This is a genomic window from Methylobacterium sp. P5_C11 (genome assembly GCF_054049775.1).
Genome location: NZ_JBFULS010000029.1, coordinates 38,772 through 60,882 on the forward strand (window position 1 = coordinate 38,772; position 22,111 = coordinate 60,882).

The 22,111-nt window shown below is 69.0% G+C and carries 20 protein-coding genes; 12 read left to right on the plus strand and 8 right to left on the minus strand.

Annotation, left to right across the window (positions count from 1 at the left end; genetic code table 11):
• Window positions 1–17 precede the first annotated feature (17 nt).
• The 3 genes from ACXJKQ_RS16330 to ACXJKQ_RS16340 all read left to right on the plus strand — a co-directional run bounded on the left by ACXJKQ_RS16330 (window position 18) and on the right by ACXJKQ_RS16340 (window position 2,783).
• Complete coding sequence (locus ACXJKQ_RS16330; RefSeq protein ID WP_457106782.1) at window positions 18–842, plus strand: DUF4344 domain-containing metallopeptidase; 825 nt, start codon at window positions 18–20, stop codon at window positions 840–842.
• 290 nt (window positions 843–1,132) lie between these two features.
• A complete protein-coding gene (locus tag ACXJKQ_RS16335) occupies window positions 1,133–2,353 on the plus strand; it encodes an AraC family transcriptional regulator ligand-binding domain-containing protein (RefSeq protein ID WP_457106783.1) in 1,221 nt (406 codons plus the stop codon).
• 70 nt (window positions 2,354–2,423) lie between these two features.
• The gene (locus ACXJKQ_RS16340; RefSeq protein WP_457106784.1) at window positions 2,424–2,783 is read left to right on the plus strand and encodes a GCG_CRPN prefix-to-repeats domain-containing protein; all 360 of its coding nucleotides are present in this window, start codon (window positions 2,424–2,426) and stop codon (window positions 2,781–2,783) included.
• A 94-nt stretch (window positions 2,784–2,877) separates the two neighbouring features.
• Here ACXJKQ_RS16340 and ACXJKQ_RS16345 read toward each other — a convergent pair whose 3' ends face one another.
• On the minus strand, window positions 2,878–3,303 hold the full coding sequence (locus ACXJKQ_RS16345) for a hypothetical protein (protein ID WP_457106785.1): 426 nt from the start codon (window positions 3,301–3,303) through the stop codon (window positions 2,878–2,880).
• 108 nt (window positions 3,304–3,411) lie between these two features.
• Entirely contained in the window at window positions 3,412–3,825 is a 414-nt protein-coding gene (locus ACXJKQ_RS16350) for a hypothetical protein (protein WP_457106786.1), read from the minus strand.
• Between the two features lie 572 nt (window positions 3,826–4,397).
• Between ACXJKQ_RS16350 and ACXJKQ_RS16355 the strand changes: the two genes are divergently transcribed.
• Both ACXJKQ_RS16355 and ACXJKQ_RS16360 read left to right on the plus strand, forming a co-directional pair.
• Window positions 4,398–4,901: a DUF892 family protein gene (locus ACXJKQ_RS16355; RefSeq protein WP_457106787.1), complete on the plus strand. Its 504-nt coding sequence runs from the start codon at window positions 4,398–4,400 to the stop codon at window positions 4,899–4,901.
• A gap of 185 nt (window positions 4,902–5,086) precedes the next feature.
• Window positions 5,087–5,701, plus strand: coding sequence for a hypothetical protein (locus ACXJKQ_RS16360; RefSeq protein ID WP_457106788.1), 615 nt, complete (start codon window positions 5,087–5,089; stop codon window positions 5,699–5,701).
• A 98-nt stretch (window positions 5,702–5,799) separates the two neighbouring features.
• On the opposite strand, the gene ACXJKQ_RS16365 is transcribed toward ACXJKQ_RS16360, so the two are convergent.
• Both ACXJKQ_RS16365 and ACXJKQ_RS16370 read right to left on the minus strand, forming a co-directional pair.
• Window positions 5,800–7,107: a TAXI family TRAP transporter solute-binding subunit gene (locus ACXJKQ_RS16365; protein ID WP_457106789.1), complete on the minus strand. Its 1,308-nt coding sequence runs from the start codon at window positions 7,105–7,107 to the stop codon at window positions 5,800–5,802.
• 179 nt (window positions 7,108–7,286) lie between these two features.
• Window positions 7,287–7,580, minus strand: a complete 294-nt coding sequence (locus ACXJKQ_RS16370) for a hypothetical protein (RefSeq protein WP_457106790.1) — start codon at window positions 7,578–7,580, stop codon at window positions 7,287–7,289.
• A 273-nt stretch (window positions 7,581–7,853) separates the two neighbouring features.
• On the opposite strand from ACXJKQ_RS16370, the gene ACXJKQ_RS16375 reads away from it, so the two are divergent.
• Window positions 7,854–8,063 (plus strand): hypothetical protein, encoded by a 210-nt coding sequence (locus ACXJKQ_RS16375; RefSeq protein WP_457106802.1) that lies wholly within the window; start codon window positions 7,854–7,856, stop codon window positions 8,061–8,063.
• Window positions 8,064–9,063: 1,000 nt separating this feature from the next.
• Here the strand turns inward: ACXJKQ_RS16375 and ACXJKQ_RS16380 are convergent.
• Together ACXJKQ_RS16380 and ACXJKQ_RS16385 are read right to left on the minus strand one after the other, a co-directional pair.
• On the minus strand, window positions 9,064–10,734 hold the full coding sequence (locus tag ACXJKQ_RS16380; RefSeq protein ID WP_457106791.1) for a SulP family inorganic anion transporter: 1,671 nt from the start codon (window positions 10,732–10,734) through the stop codon (window positions 9,064–9,066).
• A 158-nt stretch (window positions 10,735–10,892) separates the two neighbouring features.
• Window positions 10,893–11,309: a potassium channel family protein gene (locus tag ACXJKQ_RS16385; protein WP_457106792.1), complete on the minus strand. Its 417-nt coding sequence runs from the start codon at window positions 11,307–11,309 to the stop codon at window positions 10,893–10,895.
• A 463-nt stretch (window positions 11,310–11,772) separates the two neighbouring features.
• Here ACXJKQ_RS16385 and ACXJKQ_RS16390 point away from each other — a divergent pair, with 463 nt between their 5' ends.
• The 6 genes from ACXJKQ_RS16390 to atpC are packed head-to-tail and all read left to right on the plus strand — an operon-like array spanning window position 11,773 to window position 18,110.
• Window positions 11,773–12,753, plus strand: a complete 981-nt coding sequence (locus tag ACXJKQ_RS16390; RefSeq protein WP_457106800.1) for a phosphate acetyltransferase — start codon at window positions 11,773–11,775, stop codon at window positions 12,751–12,753.
• A gap of 3 nt (window positions 12,754–12,756) precedes the next feature.
• Complete coding sequence (locus tag ACXJKQ_RS16395) at window positions 12,757–13,974, plus strand: acetate/propionate family kinase (protein ID WP_457106793.1); 1,218 nt, start codon at window positions 12,757–12,759, stop codon at window positions 13,972–13,974.
• Window positions 13,975–13,990: 16 nt separating this feature from the next.
• Entirely contained in the window at window positions 13,991–14,494 is a 504-nt protein-coding gene (locus ACXJKQ_RS16400) for a hypothetical protein (protein ID WP_457106794.1), read from the plus strand.
• Window positions 14,495–14,521: 27 nt separating this feature from the next.
• Window positions 14,522–16,879, plus strand: coding sequence for a DUF3141 domain-containing protein (locus ACXJKQ_RS16405; protein ID WP_457106795.1), 2,358 nt, complete (start codon window positions 14,522–14,524; stop codon window positions 16,877–16,879).
• A complete protein-coding gene (gene fabI, locus ACXJKQ_RS16410) occupies window positions 16,876–17,658 on the plus strand; it encodes an enoyl-ACP reductase FabI (RefSeq protein ID WP_457106796.1) in 783 nt (260 codons plus the stop codon). Before ACXJKQ_RS16405 ends, fabI begins: the two co-directional genes overlap by 4 nt.
• 50 nt (window positions 17,659–17,708) lie before the next feature.
• The gene (gene atpC / locus ACXJKQ_RS16415) at window positions 17,709–18,110 is read left to right on the plus strand and encodes an ATP synthase F1 subunit epsilon (protein WP_457106797.1); all 402 of its coding nucleotides are present in this window, start codon (window positions 17,709–17,711) and stop codon (window positions 18,108–18,110) included.
• A gap of 31 nt (window positions 18,111–18,141) precedes the next feature.
• Here the strand turns inward: atpC and ppk2 are convergent, their stop codons facing one another.
• Together ppk2 and ACXJKQ_RS16425 are read right to left on the minus strand one after the other, a co-directional pair.
• A complete protein-coding gene (gene ppk2, locus ACXJKQ_RS16420) occupies window positions 18,142–18,963 on the minus strand; it encodes a polyphosphate kinase 2 (RefSeq protein WP_457106801.1) in 822 nt (273 codons plus the stop codon).
• Between the two features lie 65 nt (window positions 18,964–19,028).
• On the minus strand, window positions 19,029–22,111 hold a 3,083-nt coding region (locus ACXJKQ_RS16425), incomplete at its 5' end, for an efflux RND transporter permease subunit (protein WP_457106798.1).

A 22,111-nucleotide genomic window follows, 5' to 3' on the forward strand; every position in this document is an offset into this window, starting at 1 on the left:
GGTCCGGAAGACGCGGGATGCGGTGCGCCGTCGGCCTTGCGGTCAGCTTGGCGCTCGTCATCAGCGCCGTCCCGGCCCAGGCGGCCCGAACCCGGGGCGCGGCGATCCGGATCGCCTATCAGCGCCCCGTGCACGCGGAGATGCGCACGGTCTACCGCGACCTCAAGGCACGCCGCGTGTTAGAAGGTCTTCAGGCGATCATCGGGGGCGTTCGCCTCCCGCGTTCACTCACGCTAACGCTGTCGGTCTGCGGCGAATCCAATGCGTGGTACGCACCCCGGGGTCGAACCATCACGGTCTGCTACGAGTACGTCCAGGACGTGCGCGACCGTGCATCCAGGATCGTACCCGAAACCGGATTGTCGCAGCGCGACGCGATCTTCGGTCCCGTAGCCCAGGTCTTTCTCCACGAACTCGGGCATGCCCTGTTCGATGTCCTCGACGTGCCGGTGCTCGGCCGGGAGGAGGACGCGGCCGACCAATTCGCCGCCCTCGTCCTGCTCGAATTGCCCCCCGCCCAGGCCCGGCACGCGATCGACGGCACAGCCCGTCTCCTGCGCAGTCAAGCCGCCGAGGAGGCGCCCGACGAAGCAGCGCTCTCCGATGACCACGGCCTCACCGCGCAGCGCCTCTACAACCTGCTCTGCCTCGCCTACGGTGCCGACCGTAGGACCTTCGGCTACCTCGTCGAAGGCGGCGCGCTGCCAAAGGCGCGGGCCGCGCAGTGCGGGACCGAGTACGACCTCGCGGCCTATGCCCTGCGAAAGCTCTTACGGCACCATCTGCGCGACGGCCGGATGGCCCGCGCGCGCATCCGGCGCGCCTTCCGATGGATGTTCTGACGCGGTGCGCGGATCGGTCACCGACGTCTCCCCGGGTCGCCACGATCGGGGCTCGGGCGACCGGCTGCGACAGGGAGCCCCGGAGACGCGCGCACTGATCTCAACAGCTTTCCGTTGACCGACTGGACTTTCGTGCCGATCCAGCCCGCGATGGCGCTGTCGAATATTTTATTACAAGTCGACTTGAAACCTCAATTCTACACATCAAAGCGAGAATTGATCCAGCGCAATGTCGTCCCCCGAGCAACACCGTGAAATCATCCGGCTTTAGGGAAAGCGGGATTTCCTCAATGGCCTATCGCCTTGCTGTTGCGCTCGAAGAGCCGAGAGAGTTCCTCGATTCCTGCCGGCCGCGGAATGTGGTCCCGCCCTCCTCGGCTGTGCGCGTCCCTGGCGGTGTCGCGCGCGCAACCTGTGCCGTTCTCGCGGAACTCGGCGCAGATCCCGTCCCCCTTCTGCGCGAGGCAGGGTATGATCCCGGGGGGACGAGGGACGATGGCGGCTCGATCCCGAATGCCACGCTCGGTCGGTTGCTTCAGCTGGGTGCGAGCCGAACGCGGTGTGGCCATCTCGGCCTGCTCGTGGGACAGCGCATCGACCTCTCCGAACTCGGGCCGACCAACATCCTGATCCGCAACGCGGACACGGTCGGCGCTGCCCTGCACGTGCTCGAGACCCAGCGCTGGGCCTGGACATGCGGCTCAGCGGTGAGGCTCTGCGTCGAGGCCGACTTGGCGCTGCTTCATTATTTTCCCTACGCGGCCGGCGCGACGGCCGTGGGTCTTCAATCGGAGGGTGCTCTCGCCACAGTCGTCAATATCCTGCGCACGCTGTGCGGTGCTCACTGGTCGCCGTCGGAACTCCTGCTGCCCCGGGCGCCGCCGGACCATACCGATCCCTATTGGCACTTCTTCCGCGCGCCCGTCCGATTCGACCAGGAATGGGCAACCCTCGCCTTCCCGTCACGACTTCTGGAACAACCGATCGCGGGTGCGGATCGGGCGGCCGACAGGATGGCGGAACGCGGCGTCCGAAAGGTCGGGCCGGCAGCTCCGCTGCAGATGTCGGATCAACTGCGGTGGCTTCTGCGCGCGGAGTTCATCCAGAATCCGCGGTCCGGCAAAGCCGTCGCGCGCCATCTGGCCGTACATCGGCGCACCCTCAGCCGCCGCCTCAAGGCCGAGAACACGAGCTTCCGGTCGGTTGCCGCGCAGATCCGCCTCGAGACGGCGCAACAGCTCCTGACCGATACCAACATGACGCTGGGGCAGATCTCGGCCTGCCTGGGCTTCTCCGAAGCGGCCGCCTTCACGCACGCGTTCCGACGCTGGTCCGGCATGACGCCCAGCATCTGGAGACACGCGAGCCGAGCTCCGGAACCGGCAGCGGATCCGAGGCCGCCCCTGTTCGCCCCCATACGTGAACACGACGGCAGGAACAGACTTCCTGAACGAGCCCGGAATGCAGTCCAGCAGAAGATGAACCACAGTCGTTCCGCAGCTATACAGTGAGATACGGAGTTTTATATCCGATCGAAATTTGTCGCATCGTCATCACAAGTGTGGAATTAAGGAAATCCTGATGAAACTCGCTCGGACGATCGCGTTCACAACCCTCGCGCTGGCTGCCTTCCTGGGCCTGAATGCGCCCGGGTCGGGCGGCCTCGGCATAACGGCTGCTCACGCCGCCGGCGGGTGTGGACCCGGATTTCATCGCGGCCCCTATGGGGGCTGCCGGCCGAACGCCTACGGCGCACCGGGCGCTTACGGGTACCGGGGTGGCGGGGTGTACGGATACCGCGGCGGCGCCCGTTACGGATACCGGGGCGGGGCCGTCTATCGGGGTGGGCGCGTGTATCGGGGTGGCCGGGCCTATGGCGGCAGAGCCGTCTACGGACGCCACGTCGGCGGGTACCGTGGCGGTGGCTTTCGCCGCCGCTGAGCGTGCCGGCGCTTCGCCGCTCCGGGCTGACCCCCACGCGCCGCACCCGGTCGCCTTAAGACCGGGTGCGGCTTCGCGTCCATGAGGGCCTGCATCAATAGGCGCGGTAGACCGGCCGATAGGTCGAGGTCGGGGAAGCGCCGTAGGGTGCGGAGACCGGGACCCTGACTGAAGCCGAAGCATTCGGGTCGAACGGCAGAAGGGCGGCCCCGGCGGACATGAAGCCCGCCAGCGCGCGGATATCGTCCGGCTGCCGCGGATCGCGCGCGATGCGGTCCGTCATCCACTGAAGCTGCAGATTGCAGGTCCGTGAAGGCAGCCCACCCAAGGGGGTGCAGGCGTCGTGGCGGGCGCAGGCGGCATCGAGCGCGTCGATGGGCGGCAACGGGGCATTGTTGCCCAGGCCGCAGTAGTTGCCGTGAAACAGCGCTGCGGGCTGCTCCAGGCCGGACGGTTGTGCCAGCGCGGGGGCGCTCAGGCAGGTTGCAAGCAGGAGGGGAGTGACGATTCGGGAAGTCATGGCGTTGGACCGAACCCATTCTGAGGCCAGTCTGCCGGAACGGGCCGCGAGCTCTGGCCGGATGATCGGGGGGCCGGGGCCTCGTGCCTCGGCCCTGTCGCACGGGCATCAGTACGGACGGCAGACGCCCGCATAGGCATCGTAGTAGGCGTAGGGTCCGCAGCGGCCGTAGGTGGCGCCGTAGCCGGCAACGGCCGCGGCTCCGACGGCAGCCGCGCCCAGGCCGTAGCCGTACGGCCGGACACCGTATCGGTAGCGGCCATATCCATACCCGTAGCGGCCGACCGCGCCGTAGCGACCGACTGCGCCGTAGCGGCCGACCGCGCCGTAGCGGCCGCGATAACCGCCCGCCACCGGCCCGCGATAGCCGCGGACACCACCGACCCGCCCACCCCGGAAGCCGCCGGCGTGGAAGCCGCCGCCTCGGAAGCCTCCCCCGCCGTGGAAGCCGCGCGCTTCGGCCACCAAGCCGCTCATGATCAGGGCGGCACAGGCCACCGACGCAATCCGTAAGGTTTTCATGGGATGGCCTCCGCTCTGGAGAACGATCTGCCGAGGGGAGCGGGATCGAGACGTGAAGCCTTCTGCCCCTCGTATACGTACCGATCACACCGTAACGCCGAGCTGCTGACGCCGCTTGATCCGAGGGGACGGGCACCCTTTGACCGGGCGCGGCGGACCCGGTGCGCCCGCGACCGCAGGTCGTCCGTGATGAGCCTCCGCACCCGAAACGGAATCCGCTGTTTCCCTCCGCACGCAGCCCGCCCCGACAGGGTCTGCCGCTTGGCCGCATCGGGTTCCGGGATGCCCGGGCTCGACCGTTCGGGGCGCGGCCGCTGTCTCGACCGATCAAGCATGGGATGGCCGCGGACGCATAATGCGTCGTTCGCTTCGATGCGGTGAGGCGGGCGTAGCCTGCCGGCCCTGCATGGCCCGGTCAGAGCAGGATCGATCGCGGTTTCAGGGCGGTCGGCGCCTTCCGCGCATCCCGGCGACCGGCAGAACGCTGCCTCCGGTCAGGCCAAGGGCGTGCGAAGCGATCCCGGCATTCGAAGGATGCCGCGATTAAAACCATGCAGCATCGGGAGATGGCCATGACGATCAAGACGACGAAGGAACTTTTCGTGCGCATGCTGAGTGATGCGCGCCATCACGCGGAACGCGCGACGAAGATTTACGAGGAGCTGGGCAAGGTCGCCCAGGATCCGGCCATTCAAGAGGCGCTCCAGTCGCGCGCCTTCATCCAGGACAAGACGATCAAGTCGCTCGACCGCTGCTTTCAGCTGATCGGCGAGAAACCGATCACCGCGAACGGCCGGCTCCAGGAAGTCTTCCTCGAAGATTTCCGGCGCGAGCTGGCGGAGATTCAGGCCCCGGCCGCCAAGGCCCTGTTCATCCTGATCAAGACGAATCACCTGATGCATCTTCGCATGGCCGAATACGTCGCCCTCGTCGCCATGGCCGATGTGAGCGGCCACTTCGGGGTGGGCGTCCTGCTGGAGAGCTGCTTGGCGGACAAGATGGCGTTCACCGAGCGGACCCGGCGCCTGATCCGTCGGACGATCGAGAGCAAGCACGCCGTCAGGCTGGCGGCCTGAGCGCAGCCTGACAGGCCCCGTGTCGGGCGACCGATCCGGGGTCCCGGCGCCGCTGCGGTTTCGGCACGCCGGCGGCTCCGCTCGACGCGAGGATCTGCCCCAGGGCGCCCCGCGTCGGCGCGATCGGCGCCGCAGCGCGCGGGCGGGGCGGATCGTGAGTGGGCGGGTGCCGCGAAGGAGGATCCATGCCCCCTGTTTCTTCTCAAGAGGCCGCGTCCGTCGCCCCCGGTCCCCGGGATCCGTCGCGGACCGACGGGGGGACGCCGTCCCGATCCCTGCGGCGGCGGGCCGCCGCCGAGGCGAAGCGCTACCTCGCCTTCGCGACCTACCTCCTCGTCGTCTTCGGCACCCTGATCCTCTTCAGCATCAACATCTACGCACAGATCGATCAGGACAGCCCGCACTACCCGAGCTACCATTTCTACGCGCTCGGATTGATCAACGCCCTGGTCCTGGCCAAATTCATGCTGATCGCCGAGGCGACGAAGCTCGGATCGCGCGCCATCGGCCGGCGCATCACGCGAAGGCCCCTCGTTTACGCGATCCTGTACCGCTCTCTCCTGTTCACGGCCGTGCTTGTGGCGGCCCACGGTCTGGAGGACGTCCTGGTCGGGGTTTGGCACGGGCAGGGGCCGGGCATGGTTCTGTCGGACTTGGCCGGGGGCCTGCGGGGCGTGCTCACCTTTGCCTGGGTGATGTTCGTGGCGCTGATCCCGTACTTTGCTTACCGAGAGATCGGTCGCGTACTGGGCGCCGGCCGCCTGCGCAGCCTGCTCCTCCGCGCGCCGGAGGCGAGGTAGACCCACGCACACGAGCCGGGGGCGCCCCCGATAAGGCGGCAGGCGCCGTGCATCCCGCCCTGGCAGAGTCGTGCTGGCGAAGTCGTGCTGGCCCGCCGTCACCGCGCGGCCAAGCGCGCGGGTACGGATGGGGCCACCGTCTCCGGTCCGAGGCTCGCCCGACGCCGGTCGAGGGCGTGGCGGGTATGCGCGAGAGCCGTCGAGAAGGCCGACAGGCAATCGGCGCTCACGGCCTCGGGCGCGCAGCCCAGCATCGCCGAGACGAGGGTTCGGAATTCGCGCTCCAGGGCGGCGAGCCCGGCTTGATCGGCGGTGGCCGCCGCATCGGCGATCTCGACCAGGCGTCGGATCGGGCGCCACTCCGCCTCCGTTCGCCGCCGCGTCCACCGTGCAGACGCGGCGGCGAGGAACGATCCGGTGAGGCTGAGGACGAGACCGCCGAGATAGAAATACTGCTGGGCCTGGTCGAAGAAGCTCTGGTCGCCGTTGCTGAGATAGGCGGCGACGCCCGGATGGACGGGCAGGATCGGACTCTTGTCGTCCGGATCGGGCGCCTCGATCTGCGTGGCGAGGGGCGTCACCGCCGCGAGCTTGGCCTTGGTTGTCAGGATCGACCGGGCGATCGCGGCCGCCACGACGTTGGGCATCAACTCCGACGCGGCGAACCGATAGGTGACCGCCAACGTCGTGACGGACTCGTTCGGCGTGGCGGGGCGCGCCCGGAACGCCCCCACGGGCACATCGATCGATTCGAAGCCCGGGAAGCGCTTGCCGATCGCCTCCGCCTCATCGAGCCCGAGAATGCCCGGGGTTCCCTTTGTGGCGCGCGCGACGGCGGCGACCACGTCGACGACCTCGCCGGGCGCCATGGGACCGACCGCCAGGATGGCCGCCAGCTTCTTCTGCCGCATGGACTGGGCCAACGCGTCCACCGGAAGAAACGTCCTGCCGACTTCCTTTGCGGGGAGGTCGAAATAGTTCAGCACCGCGTCGAGGACGCGCGCGTTGATGTCCTGCAGCGGTCCGGCCACGAGGCCGACGGTCTTGCCTGCCAAGCTGGCGACCGACGTCACGGGGCTGTGCGGTGGCAGGACGAAGGCGACGACGTCCCTGCGCAGGATCACGATGGTCTGCGCATTGGCGGGCGCCCCCGCGTCGCTGCGCACGATGGCGAGATCGGTCCGACGCTCCTCCAACGCCTTGGCGCTCCCCGCGAGGCTGTCGACCCGCACGAGGTCGAGATTGACGCGGGGATGCTGGACCTTGGAGACCGATGCGAAGGCCGTGATGAACCGCTCGGCCGTGCTGCCGGGGGGGCCGAGCGTGATGCGCAGGTTGGCGTGCGGCGACCAGATGTGGGCAAGACCGAAGCCGCCGGCGGCGACGAGCAGGATGGCAACGGCCACGAGGGCATGGTTCCACCGCCTGGGTGGCCTGCCGCGGCGTGCCGAGGGTCCTTGTCGTGGCCGATCGGGATCGACGGCGACGGGCCTGGAATCCTGCATCGTGACCTCACGGGGACGTCGGACCGGCCACGCGTCCGGCGGGCGCGGCTCCGGCCCGAGCGCGCGCCGTGCGGACCTGTTCAGCAGTCGTCGCAGGTCCCTCCGCGCTCCGGGAGCCTGCGATCGATGCGGCGGTCGCGTCGGTCCCGGTGTCGCCCCTGCGCCCCCGGTTCGGAGCCGGGCCGCGTCTCGCTCACATCGAGCGGCGGCGTGGTGATCGCCTCCCGCTCGAGGCGGTTGAGCTGCGCGTCCGTGGGGATGGTCACGGTACCCTGCGCGAGGCGGAGGGGCGCTTCCCCGCGAGTGGATACGCCCGCGATCCCGGATGGAAGCGCGAGTATCAGGACGGCGGCGCAGGCGCGTGAGATCGTCATGACGGCTTCCTCGGCAGCCTCTGGACGGGCGGAACCGCGCGATCCTAGCCCGTATCGGCGGAGGCTCCTTGACCGAACCGGACAGGGACCGCACCGACTGCGCCTCTCGCACCCTGTCCGGCGGCCTCCTGTCCCGGCGGCTGCCATGTCCGGCGATCTTTCGTGGCAGGGTGTCTCACGCGATCAAGCATGCGCGCCGCGTTGCCGAATGATGCGGAGGCACATCTGAAGGCCGGGCGACACGACCTTGGCCGGAGCGAGGAGCGCGCCAAGATGAGGAAGAGTTGGGGGCTTGTGCGGAGCGGCCTGATCGCCGCCGCTGCGTTCGGGGCAGGCCTGATGATCGATGCACCGCCCTCCGGGTGGCTCAGCAGCGCCCCACCGGTATCCCAGGCCGAGGCACGGATCGGACGTCCGGCAACCGCGACGAGCGTCGCCGGCGTCGCCCGGCGCACGACCCGGCGGGTCGGGCGCTACTATTAGTGGCCTGCCTTCGCCGAACCGGCCCCCGATCGGAGCGGACTCCGGTCGGGGTGGAGAGGACAGGTGCGGGGACGGGGACCTGACCGGCCGGATTCGGACCGGGCTGCTTGAGAGGATCAGCCTGGATCAGCGGAGCCGAGGATGAGGCGAGGTCGGACGGACCGGCCCCGGCGTGCGAGGAGGCGAAGACCTCCGACCGGGGCGACGACCGCGGGCGGCCTCGGGATCGATCCGGCCGAGACGATCAGGGATCGTGAGCGCGAGACCGCTCGAAGGCAATGCGGGCCGTGATCGGGGCGCGCCACACGTGGTTGCTGACGAGCTTGATCGGGCTAATGATCACCCCGCCAGCAACCACGGCTGAGGGTCGACCCCAGGCAGGCGATCCTGCAGCGGTCTGGCGCTCTGTTCATTGATCTGAAACAAGACCTGCTCGTGCAGGGCCTGGACCCGGTCGCCGGGCCGGTGAAGCCCAGGGCGCGGTCATCTGGCAGCGTGTCGCGAGGGTCATTGCAGGTCTCGGGTGCCGGGTGCGGCATGGAATCCGAGGGGGTGATCGACGGGGCGGCGACAGCACGCCTCCCGCCGCCCCGCATCCTGACTTGCCCGGCCGAAGCGCCTTGTGGAGCGGGTGAACGCAGATCTCCGGTCGTGTGGCCTCAATCAGGACAGTCTCGAGTCGGGCTTTGAGCCGACCGGTGCCGGCCTCACGTGGTCCGGAGATGCCGGACCGATCCCTGCGCCGCGTGCAAGGACCCGGCGGATCCGGATCCCTGACTTCGTGGCGGCCTCGCGGCTCGTCGAGGCGCGCAGGATGCGGCGGTCTGCGCTGCTCGCGATCGGGATTTCGAATCGCAACCCACATGTCTCACGCCGTCATGGCTGTCAGTGGCCACCGCAGAAGCATGAGCAGGCGCCGGGGGAGACCGCGATGGCACCGGCGGGAAGGATCTCGTCCCTGCGCGATCGTCTACGCATGGCCCAATTACTGATGGCCCAACTACGGATCGCCCAAGCGCCCATGAAGCTCTCGGTATCGCGCGATGGCTGCCCGTGCGTTGAACAGCAGGCGCTCCGGACCGAGTTCCTGATCCAGGCCGGCGCGCCGCACCATGTCGAGCACCCCCGGATTGAGGTCCACGAGCCAGACGGTCACGTCCGTCCGCCGTGCGCCCTCCTGCAGCATCTGCAGCGCCGAATACTCGATGTCGGGCACGCGGCTGAGATCGAGGGCGACGACGCGCGGCCGACGCGCGGCGATCAGCGCGCGGATCGTGTCGGCCACGTTCTGCGCGTTGGCGAAATACAGGCGGCCTTCGGGACGTAGGACGAGAAGGCCCTCGACCGTCTCGTCGTCGGGGTGTTCCGGGGACAGGGGACGCAGAACATCGGCCCCGCGCTTGCGGCCAATGATCGAGACCCGCGGATGCGCGGTCTGGAGGGCGAGACCGAGGAGCGAGAGCACGATCGCCACGACGATGCCCTGGAGTGTTCCGAAGATCAGGACGCCGAGCGCCGCCACGACCGCCCAGCGGAACTCCATGTGCCGGACCCGATAGATGGCCCGGAACTCCGCAGCCTGGATGAGGCTGGCGGAATAGACGATGACGATCGCCGCGAGGGTCGCCTGCGGCAGGAGGCCGAGGATCGGCGCCAGGAACAGCATCGTGGCGAGCGCGCCGATGGCTGTCACCAGCGAGGCCAGCTGCGTCCTGCCGCCCGCGGCTCGGACGACCCCGGTCTGCGAGGTGCCGCCACCGGCCGGCATGCCCCCGAGCAGGGCTCCCCCGAGGTTGGCCAATCCCGTGGCGACGAGTTCGCGATTGGGGTTGAGAGGTGGATCGGTCGGGCTCACGAAGGCCCGCCCTGCGGCGATGCTCTCCGTGAAGCTCATCAGGGCGATACCCAGTGCGCCGGGCAGGAGCGCTTGGGCGAGCGCGGGATCGGGCAGGGTCAGGGCGGGGAGGCCCTGCGGGATCGCCCCGACGGTCGCCACGCCCGCGGCGCCGAGGCTCAGCAGCCACGAGCCCGCGATGGCGGCCGCCACTGTGAACAGGGGGGCCGGCGAGTGCGGCTTGAGCCTTTCCATGACGACGAGTGCGGCCAGCGTGGCGCCCGCGACGGTCAGCGTCGGCAGCGAAGTCCCGGGCAGGTTCTGGACCAAGCTCCCCAAGTCGGCGAAGAAAGACTGCTTCGCGAGGTGCAGCCCGAGGAGTTTGGGAGCTTGATCCAGCAGGATCACGGCCCCGATCCCGGCCTTGAAGCCCGTCAACACCGGCACGGAGATGAAGCTGGCGACGAAGCCGAGCTTCACGAGCCTGGCCGCGAGCAGCAGCACGCCCACGAGGGCCGTCAAGGTCGCCGTCGCGGCGGCGAGCCTCGCCGGATCGCCGTCGGGCACCACGCTGCCGAGTTCGGCCCCCGTCAGGATGGCCAGCGTCGTGGTCGAGCTGACGCTGAGGACGCGGGACGAGCCCAGAAGACCGTAGATCACCGCGGGAACGAAGGCCGTGTAGAGGCCGACCGCCACGGGCAGTCCGGCCACGGTGGCGAAGGCCATCGCCTTGGGCAGGATGACGGCTGCGGCCGTGAGCCCTGCCACGACGTCGGGACCTATCGCCGCCGGCGCGAGGCTCCCGGAGGCTCCCGACGCAGAACCGAAGCCCTTCATGGGCGATTCTCCGTATTCGTCGCGGTCACGAGGGCGGATTCTACCAGTCTTTCGATATTCACGCGGAAATCACGGGGCGGCTTCAGCCGATCCTCAGTCTTGGGCGGCTGCCCGTCAGGATGGATCGCGTTCGGGCCGGTTCGCTGCCGACGGAGACCTCAACGTCCGATTTCGTCCATGCGGATCAAGGTCCGCCGGAGGATCTCGAAAATGACGGCCGTCGACCAGCCGAACAGCAGGATGCCGTTCATCGCGGCGAACGGGCCGACGAGACGCCAGCGCTCGGCCGGAAGGATGTCGCCGTAGCCGAGGGTCGTGTAATTCACGAAGGCAAAATAGAGGTTCTCGGATCCGGCGGGGGCGACGCCGAGGCTCTTGTATAGGCCTGCCCAGACCAGGACCTCCAGAAGATGCGCCGCCATCAGGACGCAGACCGTCGACGACATGATCCGCGCGAGTGAAACGCTGCTATAGCCACGAATATCGGTGTGCGAACGGGACACCTTCAGGACCACGGCCATCATGAAGGAATGGATCGTGATGCTGCAGATGCTCGCACCCGCGCCGACGATCACTTGAGCCAGCATCTCCGGTCTCCGTCAGATCAACCTCGTCGGCGCGGCCCGCGACCGGTGAGGCCGGGCACCCGCGGACCTGTGCGGTGGTGGTCCGATCCGACCTGAGTCTCCCCGTGATCCGCATGGGTCCGGATCGGAGCCTCTGTGCCGCCTCGTCGCCGTCAGCGTGCGCGCCGCCGATCTTCCGGCACGTCGGATCCCGGCGACGACGGTCGCGGCCAAGATGATCCTCGGTATCCTTGCACAAGACTCGACCCCGAGCCCGGGACGCCCCCCCGGGACGAGCGTCGCGAGGCGAGCGGGAGACAGGCTGTCTCGCCCGATCAAGCGGGCGACAGACGAGGCCATACACTGCGGAGCGCTTTAGGCAGCGATGACGCCGGGTCCCTTGATCTCGCTCAAGCGGCCCATCGTCGGAGCCCTGTATCGTCCCCGTCTGCCTGGAGGAACGACCGTGCCGATGCTGGCTCCCGAGCGGCCATCGACTGAGACGCGCCACCACGAGAAGTACGACCGGCTGATCGCGGCCGCGCAGGCCCTTCCGAAGCTGAAGGTGGCCGTCGTCCATCCCTGCGACGAGGCCTCCCTCGGCGCAGCCCACGAAGCCGCATCCCTGGGGCTCATCGAGCCCATCCTGGTGGGGCCGCCGGGCAAGATCGATGCGACCGCGGCCGCCCTCGGGGCCGACATCAAGGCGTATCGCCGCGTGGAGGCCGCGCACAGCCACGACGCCGCCGCCAAGGCCGTCGCCCTGGTAGGCGCCGGCCAGGCCGAGGCGCTGATGAAGGGCAGCCTCCACACCGACGAACTCATGGCCGCGGTGGTCCGCCAGGACGGCGGCCTGCGGACCGCCCGGCGCATCAGCCACTGCTTCGTCATGGATGTGCCGGAGCATGCCACGCCCCTCATCGTGACCGACGCCGCGATCAACATCGCGCCGACGCTCGCGGAGAAACGCGACATCACGCAGAATGCGATCGATCTCGCCCATGCCCTCGGCGTCGAGACGGTGCGGGTTGCCATCGTCTCGGCCGTGGAGACCGTCAATCCGAAGATGCCCTCGACGCTCGATGCCGCCGCCCTCTGCAAGATGGCGGATCGGGACCAGATCACCGGCGCCCTGCTGGACGGGCCCCTCGCCCTCGACAACGCCATCGACCTCGGTGCGGCCCGGATCAAGAAGATCCGCTCCCCCGTGGCCGGCCGGGCCAACGTTCTCGTGGTTCCCGATCTCGAGGCCGGCAACATGCTGGCCAAGAGCCTCACCTTCCTGGCCGGCGCCGATGCCGCGGGCATCGTGCTCGGGGCGCGGGTCCCGATCATCCTGACGAGCCGGGCCGACTCGCGTCTGACGCGGCTCGCCTCCTGCGCCGTCGCCTCCCTGTTCGCCGCTGCGCAGCGGCGAACAGGGAGGCGAGAGCGCCCGCTGCCCGAGGTCTGACCGATGACCCCGGTCCTGCTCGTCCTGAATGCGGGCTCCTCGAGCCTCAAGTTCCAGGTCTTCGCGTTCGGTGACGACGGCGATCCGCATCGCGTCTTCCGCGGCCTGTTCGAGGGCCTGGGCGGCTCACCCCGTCTGCGGATCCGCGACCGGGCCGGCAGGATGGTGGCCGAAGAGGAATTCGGCGCCGGCGAGGCCTTCGGTCACGAGGCGGCGCTTCTCCACGTGACCGCCTGGCTCCGCGCCCACGGCAACGGCCTTCGGCTGACCGCCGTCGGGCACCGGGTGGTCCACGGCGGACTGCACCATTCCGAACCCGTGCGCGTGGATGCGGATGTTCTGGAGGCCCTGGAACGCCTCGTGCCACTGGCGCCCCTGCACCAGCCGCACAACCTCGAGCCGATCCGCATCCTCCGTCGCCGTCTCCCAGACCTGCCCCAGGTCGCCTGCTTCGACACGGCCTTCCATGCCGGCCAGCCGGAGATCGCCCGGCTCTTCGCTCTGCCGCAGGCGATGAGTGCGCGCGGCGTACGGCGCTACGGCTTCCACGGCCTGTCCTACGCTTACATCGCCTCGGTGTTGGAGGCGTACGACCCCGCCCTCGCCGCGGGACGCGTGATCGTGGCCCATCTCGGCAACGGCGCCAGCCTGTGTGCCCTGAATCACGGCGCGAGCGTCGCCACCACGATGGGCTTCTCCGCCCTCGACGGGCTGCCCATGGGCACGCGCTGCGGCAGCCTCGACGCCGGCATCGTGTTCTACATGCTGCGCGAGATGAAGCTCAGCCCCGACGCGGCCGAGCGCATGCTCTACACCCAGTCGGGGCTCCTCGGCGTTTCGGGGATCTCGAACGACATGCGCACGCTGCGCAGCGTCGCGGCGACCGACCCTGATGCCCGCCGGGCCATCGACCTGTTCGTCTACCGGATCGGTCGGGAACTCGGCTCGCTCGTGGCGGCGCTGGGCGGCCTCGACGCCCTGATCTTCACGGCCGGCATCGGCGAGAACGACGCGGCCACCCGCGCCGAGGTCCTGCGCGGTGCCGCCTGGGCCGGGTTCGCCGTCGACGAGGCGGCCAACGCATCCGGCGGCCCGCGCGTGACGCGGGGTTCCGGGCCGTCCGCCTGGGTCATTCCCACGGACGAGGAACTGATGATCGCGCGCGGCACGCGTGCGGTCCTGTCTCAGCACGCGGACAGCCGGCCACAACCGGTCCTATGAGCCACGGGAGCTTGCCATGGATGCCGTCAAGACGAAGCCGCCGGTCGACCTCGAACTCGCCGACGAGACCTTCATGTCCGCCGCCGAACTCGGCGCCTACACGGCCAAGCTGAAGGCCGCCAAGGCCATGAAGGACCTGAAGGCGGAGGACCAGGCGGGCAAGGCGCGGGCCGAGCTGATCAAGACCCTGTCCAAGCCCCTCGAACTCACGCCCGAGACGATCCAGGAGATCACGCGGCCGCTGTTGCACAAGCTCCGGGTCGCGGCCGAGCAGGGCAAGAACGAGCTGCTGGTGATGCGCTTCCCGAACGCGATGTGCAGCGACGGCGGACGGGCCATCAACAATACGGAGGCGGGCTGGTCCGAAACCCTGACCGGGCGGCCCCGTCAGGCCTACGAGTTCTGGCGCGATCGCCTGCAGCCCCTCGGTTACGGCTTGGCGGCCATGATCGTCGACTGGCCGGACGGCATGCCGGGCGATGTCGGCTTCTTCCTCAACTGGGAGAAGCGCCATGCGTGATGCCCGGGACGATGCGGGACGGCGATCATGAGCGACGGGCCGACACCGGGCCGCCGCTCCGCGGGCGAGCCCCCTGCGCTGTCCGATCTCGTCGCGCTGCAGGCGCGCGTCGCCGACGTGTACCGGGACCGCTGCGCCGCCGCCGCGCAGACGTGGCTCGATACGCTGGGTCGGGCCGCGCAGACGTGGCTCGATGCGGCTCGGCCGCTCACGCCGCTCCAGGCCTGGAACGACGCCGCGCGCTACTGGACCGACTTCCCGCAACGGTCGCTGCTCTTCTGGGACACCCTCCGGCAGCGCGGCAACACCTGGCTGGACCACGAGGCCGCCGGCAAGCCGCCCCTCCTGGCCTTCGCGTGGGAGATCGTGGCCGACGGCCGGACGTTTGCGCGGCCGGTCAACTATGCGCTCGTGCGCATCAAGCCGCCGCCGGGCACGCGCCTCGATGCCGACAAGCGGCCCTTCGTGATCATCGATCCCCGGGCCGGCCACGGGCCCGGCATCGGGGGCTTCAAGGCCGAATCCGAAGTGGGGGTGGCGCTCGACGCGGGGCATCCCGTCTACATGGTCATCTTCTTCCCCGACCCCGTGGACGGGCAGACCCTCGCGGATGTCGCCCAGGCGGAAGCCGAATTCCTGCGCCTCGTGCGATCGCGGCATGCCACTCGCGGCAAGCCGGTCATCGTCGGCAATTGCCAGGGCGGCTGGGCCGCCATGCTGGTCGGTGCGCTCGATCCGGATTGCTCCGGTCCCATCGTGGTGAACGGCGCCCCGATGTCCTACTGGGCCGGCAACGACGCCGAGAATCCGATGCGCTACGCCGGCGGCATGCTCGGCGGAAGCTGGACGGCGCTGCTCGCGAGCGATCTCGGCGGCGGCAAATTCGACGGAGCCCATCTCGTCGAAAACTTCGAATCCCTGAATCCGGGGAATACGTTTTTCGGCAAGAACTATAACCTCTTCACCAGGATCGACACCGAACCGGAACGCTACCTGGAGTTCGAGCGCTGGTGGGGCGGCTACTTCCTCATGAACCGGGAGGAGATCCGCTGGATCGTCGACAACCTGTTCGTCGGCAACCGGCTTGCCTCCGGGCGCGCCGAATGGGCCGAGGGCAAGGCGTTCGACCTGCGCGCGATCCGTTCGCCGATCATCCTGTTCGCGTCGCTCGGCGACAACATCACGCCGCCGCAGCAGGCCTTCAACTGGATCGCCGACCTCTATCCGACGACGCGAGACCTCAAGGCGAGCGGTCAGGTGATCGTGGGGCTCATGCATGAGAGCGTCGGGCATCTCGGCATCTTCGTCTCGGCGGCCGTCGCGCGGCGTGAGCATGCCCAGATCGTCGACCTGCTCGACTATATCGAGCACCTGCCGCCCGGCCTCTACGGGATGCGGATCGAGGAGGAGCGCTCGAACGGTGCGGCCCAGTACGACGTCGTGCTGACCGAGCGTCGGGTCGAAGACCTGCAGACGCTGCAGAAATACGCCCGCAAGGACGAGATCCCGTTCGGCGCCGTGGTGCAGATCTCGCGGGCGAATGCCGCGCTCTACGAGACGTTCGCGCATCCGGTGCTCTCAGCCCTCGTGCCGCCGGAAGCGGCGCGGCTCGCGAGGGCCTTTCATCCGCTTCGGGCGCGACGCTGGGCGATCTCGGACCTGAATCCGTGGCTGGCCCCCATGAAAGGATGGACGGAGTTCGCGCGGGCTCACCGGACCCCGCGCGACGAGGCCGGTCCGAGCGTCGCGACCGAGCGGCTGATGGCGGCGAGCGTGTCGGCCTGGTGGGACCTGTACCAGCACTTGCGGGACGCGGCGGTCGAGAACACGTTCTACACCGTCTACGGCCCGGTCAGCCTCGCCGCCGCCGCCGGGCCGGCGGCGCGTCCTGCAGCGGAGGCGGCTGGCGAGACACCGGCCCACGACGAGGCGCTCGCCCGGATCGGGGAGGGCGGTCTCGTCGAAGCGGCGGTGCGGGCAGGCCTGCTCATGGCCCGCCGCGGACCCCGCGAGAAGCGGCTCTCGACCGCCAAACGCATCCGCGAACTCGTCGGCCAGGAGATCGGCCTTCTCGGCCAGCCGGCCGACGCGGCGCGCCAGATCGTTCGGCGGCAATCCGAGATCGTCAAGCGTGCGCCTGAACGCGCGCTCGCCACGCTGCCGGCCCTGGTGCGCACGGCGGAGGAACGCCGACGGCTCCTGGAAATTCTGGAGCGGCTCACGGAGCAGGTCGACTTTGCGGGCACGCAGAAGGCGCTGATGCCCGAGTTCCGACGCCTGCTGGCGCCGGAGCCGGTTCCCACGCCGGTCGCCGCGGCCGGCGCCGCACCGAAGGTGCCCCGGCGCCGCAGCCGCCCGGGCCGGTCGCAGAGGGCTCACCGATGACACGGATCCCGGACGGCACGGCGCTGGCCGGCAAGCGCGCCCTGGTGATCGGGGTCGCGAACGAGCACTCCATCGCGTATGGCTGTGCCAGGGTCTTCCGCCAGCTCGGGGCGGAACTCGCCCTGACCTACCTGAACGAGCGGGCGAAGCCGTTCGTCGAACCCCTGGCGCGGGAACTCGGCGCGGCGATCCTGGCCCCCTGCGACGTCCAGAGGGAAGGGGACCTCGAGGCCGTGTTCTGGCAGGTGGCCGAGACCTGGGGCGGCCTCGACATCGCCCTGCATTCCATCGCCTTCGCGCCGAAGGCGGATCTTCAGGGCCGGCTGGTCGACAGTTCGTCCGACGGCTTCAAGATCGCCATGGACGTGTCCTGCCACTCCTTCATCCGCATGGCGCGGCTCGCGGTGCCCCTGATGCGGGACGGCGGCACGCTCCTGACCATGAGCTACCACGGCGCCACGAAGGTCGTCCCGAACTACAACCTGATGGGACCCGTGAAGGCGGCGCTGGAGAGCGCAGTCCGGTATCTCGCCTACGAACTGGGCCAGCAGGCGATCCGTGTCCACGCGGTCTCGCCCGGCCCCCTCAAGACGCGGGCGGCTGCGGGTCTCAAGGATTTCGACCTCCTCCTGGCGGAGGCCGTCCAGCGCGCACCGATCGGCGACCTCGTCGACATCGACGATGTCGGCCTCACCGCGGCCTACCTGACGACGCCCTACGCGGCCCACCTGACCGGGATGACCGTGTACGTGGATGGCGGCCTCAGCATCATGGCGTGACGTGCGCCGGGACGCCCGATCACCGCCCGCAAGCGACGGGGTGCAGCACCATGGCCGATCTCTTCGCCGAACTGATCTCCCCCGAGCGGGTCGTGTTCGCGGGCGAGGTTCGCTCCGTGCTACTGCCGGGTCTCAAGGGGGACATGACGATTCTGCCCGGTCACCAGCCCCTCGTGACGGGGTTGCATCCCGGCATCGTGTTCGCGATCGATGCGGACGAGACCGGCCGCCGCGCTTATGTGCGGGGGGCGCTGGCTGAAGTCGCGCCCGAACGGGTGACGATTCTCGCCGAGCGGGTCCTGTCCGTCGATGAACTGACCGGCGATCAGGTCGACGTGGAGATCCTGCAGCTTCAGACGAAGCGGGATGCCACCCTCAATGAGGCGACGCGGGCCAGGTTCGACATCTCGATCGGCCGCCTCGAGGAATTCAAGGCTGGGCTCGGGCTTTGACGGATCGGGTTGCCGGCGTGAAGGCGCGGCCTCAATACACCTCCGGAACGAAATGCCTCTCGCGGAGCGTATCGTCGTAGGCGTTGGTCTTGATGCGCTTCGGCAGGGTCACCGGCTCGCGCGTCACCTCTTCGTAGGGAATCAGATGGAGCAGATGGGCGATGCAGTTCAGCCGTGCCCGCCGCTTGTCGTCCGACCGCACGATGTGCCAGGTCGCGTGCGCCGAGTCGGTCGCATCCAGCATCTGATCACGCGCCTTCGAGTATTCATACCAGCGCTCGTAGGATTCCAGGTCCATCGGACTCAGCTTCCATTGTCGCATGGGATCCTCAATCCGGGCTAGGAAGCGGCGCTTCTGCTCCTGTTTCCCGACCTCGAGCCAGAACTTGATCAGCTGGATTCCACCGTCGACCATGAATTTTTCGATCAGGGGACAAAGTTCGAGGAAGCGCTGGCGCTCGGCCTTGCTGCAGAACCCCATGACGGACTCGACGCCGGCTCGGTTGTACCAGCTGCGGTCGAAGATCACGATCTCGCCCGCCGCTGGAAAGTGCTCGATGTAGCGTTGGACGAACATCTGCGTCTTTTCCCGGTCCGAGGGTGCCGGTAGCGCGACGACGCGGAACACGCGCGGGCTGACGCGCTCGGTGATGGCCTTGATCATGCCGCCCTTGCCGGCGGCGTCGCGCCCCTCGAACACCACGATGAGCCGAGCCCCGGTCTGCTTCACCCAATCCTGCAGGTGACAGAGCTGCACCTGCAGCCGGCGCAGCTCGCGCTCGTACGCCTTGCGTTTGAGCGTCTTGGGGGTCTCCGCGTCCCCGTGATCAACGGCGTATTCGGCGGTCGGCATGACCGGTGCGGCGTCGTCCATGGTCGTGATCCTTCCTGTCCTCGCCGCCGGCCGGACGAGCCCATTCATTCGGCCGGCAGGTGCTCCGGGGTGCCGGCTGCGCCGTCCAGCCGTGCCGCCGGCGGCCTCTCTCCCCTGGCCTTCACGAAGCTCCAGGCCCGCTCACGAAGGCCCTGGAACAGCACGTAGAGGGGCGGGATCACGAAAATGCCGATGAAGGACGCGGCGATCATGCCGCCGAAGACGGGCGTCCCCACGTTGCGCCGGGCGAGCTGGGAGGCGCCGGCGGCGATGACGAGGGGAAACAGGCCGAGGATGAAGGCGAAGGAGGTCATCATCACGGGCCGGAAGCGCAGGCGTGCCCCCTCGGTCGCCGCCTCGTGGAGCGGGATGTCCCGGTCACGCTGCTCCTTGGCGAACTCGACGATCAGGATGCCGTTCTTGGCCGCCAGGCCGATCAGCACGACCATGCCGATCTGCGCGTAGAGATCGAGGGTCAGGCCGGCCCAGACCATTGCCGCGTAGGCGCCCAGGATGCCGACGGTGACCGACAGCAGCACCGGGACGGGGATCGTCCAGCTCTCGTAGAGGCCGACCAGGAACAGGAAAGCGAACAGGATCGCGAAGCCGAGGATGATGGCGGTCTTGCCCTCGGCCCGCTTCTCCTGGAACGCCGTATCGGTCCACTCGCCCGCGAACCCCGCCGGCAAGGTCCGGGTCGCGACGGCCTCCAGGGCGGCGAGGGCCTGGCCCGACGAGACCCCGGCAGCCGGGGAGCCCTGCACCGTGACCGCCCGCAGGTTGTTGTAGCGGATCAGCGCGGGCGGCCCGACCACGATCCGGGCCTCGGCGAGGGAGCGCAGCGGCACCATCTCGCCGGTCCTGTTGCGTACGTTGATGCGATAGAGGTCGTCGATCCGGGTGCGGTCGGCGGCCTCGGCCTGGACCTGCACCTGCCAGGTGCGGCCGAACAGGTTGATGTCGTTGACGTAGTACCCGCCGAGCGAGGCCTGCAGGGCCTGGAACACGCTGTCCAGCGGCACCCCGAGGATCTGGACCTTGTTGCGGTCGATGTCGAGGAACACCGACGGGTTCGTGGCCGAGAAGGTGCTGAAGACGCGATTGAGCCTCGGCTCCTCGTTCGCCGCCACGATCAACCCGCGGACGACCTGGGCGAGTTCCTTCGGATCGCCGCCGCGCAGGTCCTCCAGCACGTAGGCGAAGCCGCCGCCGGTGCCCAGGCCGATGATCGGCGGCGGTGCCAGGGGGACCACGGTGCCCCCCTGGATCTCCCGGAACTGCCGCCCGAGCCGCGCGATGATGGCCGCCGCGCCGTCCCCGGCGCCGGTGCGCTCCTCGAAGGGCTTGAGGGTCACGACCAGGAAGGCGGCGTTGCCCTGGGAATAGTTGTCGATGAAGTTGAGCCCGATCACCGACGTCGTGTCGGCGACCGCGTGCTCCTGCCGCAGGATCGCCTCGGCCCGAGCCACCACCTCGGCGGTGCGCCCGACCGCGGCCCCCTCGGGCAACTGCACCACGACGAAGAAGGCCCCCTGGTCGTCCTCCGGCAGGAAGCCGGTGGGCGTCATCCTGGCGAGCTGAAAGCTGCCGTAGGCGGCCGCGGCGGCGAGCACGAGGCCGATCACGGAGAAGCGGACGATCCGCGCCACCACCGCGCCGTAGCCGTCGCGCACCCAGTCGATCGCCCGCATGATCACGCCCATGATGCCGCGGCGGGGGCCGTGATGGGGGCGCAGCAGCACGCCGCAGAGCGCGGGCGACAGGGTCAGCGCGTTGACCGCCGAGATCAGCATCGCGACCGCGACGGCCACCGCGAACTGCCGGAAGAGCTCGCCCGAGATGCCGGGCACGAAGGCGACCGGCACGAAGACCGAGAGCAGGACGAGGGTGATGGCGATGATCGGCGCGGTGATCTCGGCCATCGCCTGCTTGGTGGCCTCCCGCGGGGAGAGTTCGGGATGCTCCTCCATCACGCGCTCGACGTTCTCGACGACCACGATGGCGTCGTCGACGACGATGCCGATGGCGAGAACCAGGGCGAGGAGCGAGACGGAGTTGGCCGAGTAGCCCACCGCCTTGAGGGCGATGAAAGTCCCGATCAGGCTGACAGGCACGGCCAGCGTCGGGATGAGCGTCGCGCGCAGGCTGCCGAGGAACAGGAACACCACGACGACGACGAGCACGAAGGCCTCGAGCAGGGTCTTGCGGACCTCGCGCACCGTCTCGGTGATGAAGGTCGTCGGATCATAGGTGACCTTCCAGGCGAGGCCTTCGGGAAAGGACTTGGCCAGCGCGCCGACCCGCTTCTCGACCTCCTTCAGGGTCGTAAGGGCGTTCGCACCGGGCGACTGGTAGATCGCCACCACCGTGGCGGGGCTGCCGTTCAACCGGGTTTCCCGGTCGAGATTGGCCGCGCCGAGGTCGATCCGGGCGACATCGCCCAGGCGCAGAACGGACCCGTCCGGGTTCGTCCGCAGGATCACATCGCGGAACTGCTCCGCGGAACTCAGACGCCCCTGCGTCTGGATGGTGAGCTGGAGCTGCTGCTCGTCGGAGATCGGGCGGGCGCCGATCCGCCCCACGGGCGCCTGCACGTTCTGCGCCCGGATCGCTTCGATCACGTCGCTCGCAGTCAGGTTGAGGCCCGTGAGCTGGTCGGTCCGGACCCAGGCCCGCATCGCGTAATCCTGCGGCCCCCACAGGGTCGCATCTCCGACCCCGGGCGTGCTCTTGATGCGGTCGAGCAGATTGATCGTGACATAGTTCGAGATGAACAGGGGATCCTGCATGGCCTTGGGCGAGTAGACCGCCAGCACGCCCAGCAGCGCGGAGGACTTCTTCTTGACCGTGACGCCCTGCTTGCGGACGTCCTCGGGCAGCTTCGCCAGGGCGATCTGGACCCGGTTGTTGACGTTGACGGCGTTGATGTCCGGATCGGTGCCGAGTTCGAAGGATCCGGTGAGCGTGTAGCTGCCGTCGTTGCCGCTGACGCTCTTCATGTAGAGCAGCTTGTCGACGCCCACGACCTGCGACTCGATGGGCTGTGCGACCGTGGATTCCACCACCTCGGCCGAGGCGCCGGGATACATCGTCGTCACCGARACCTGAGGCGGCACGATGTCGGGGT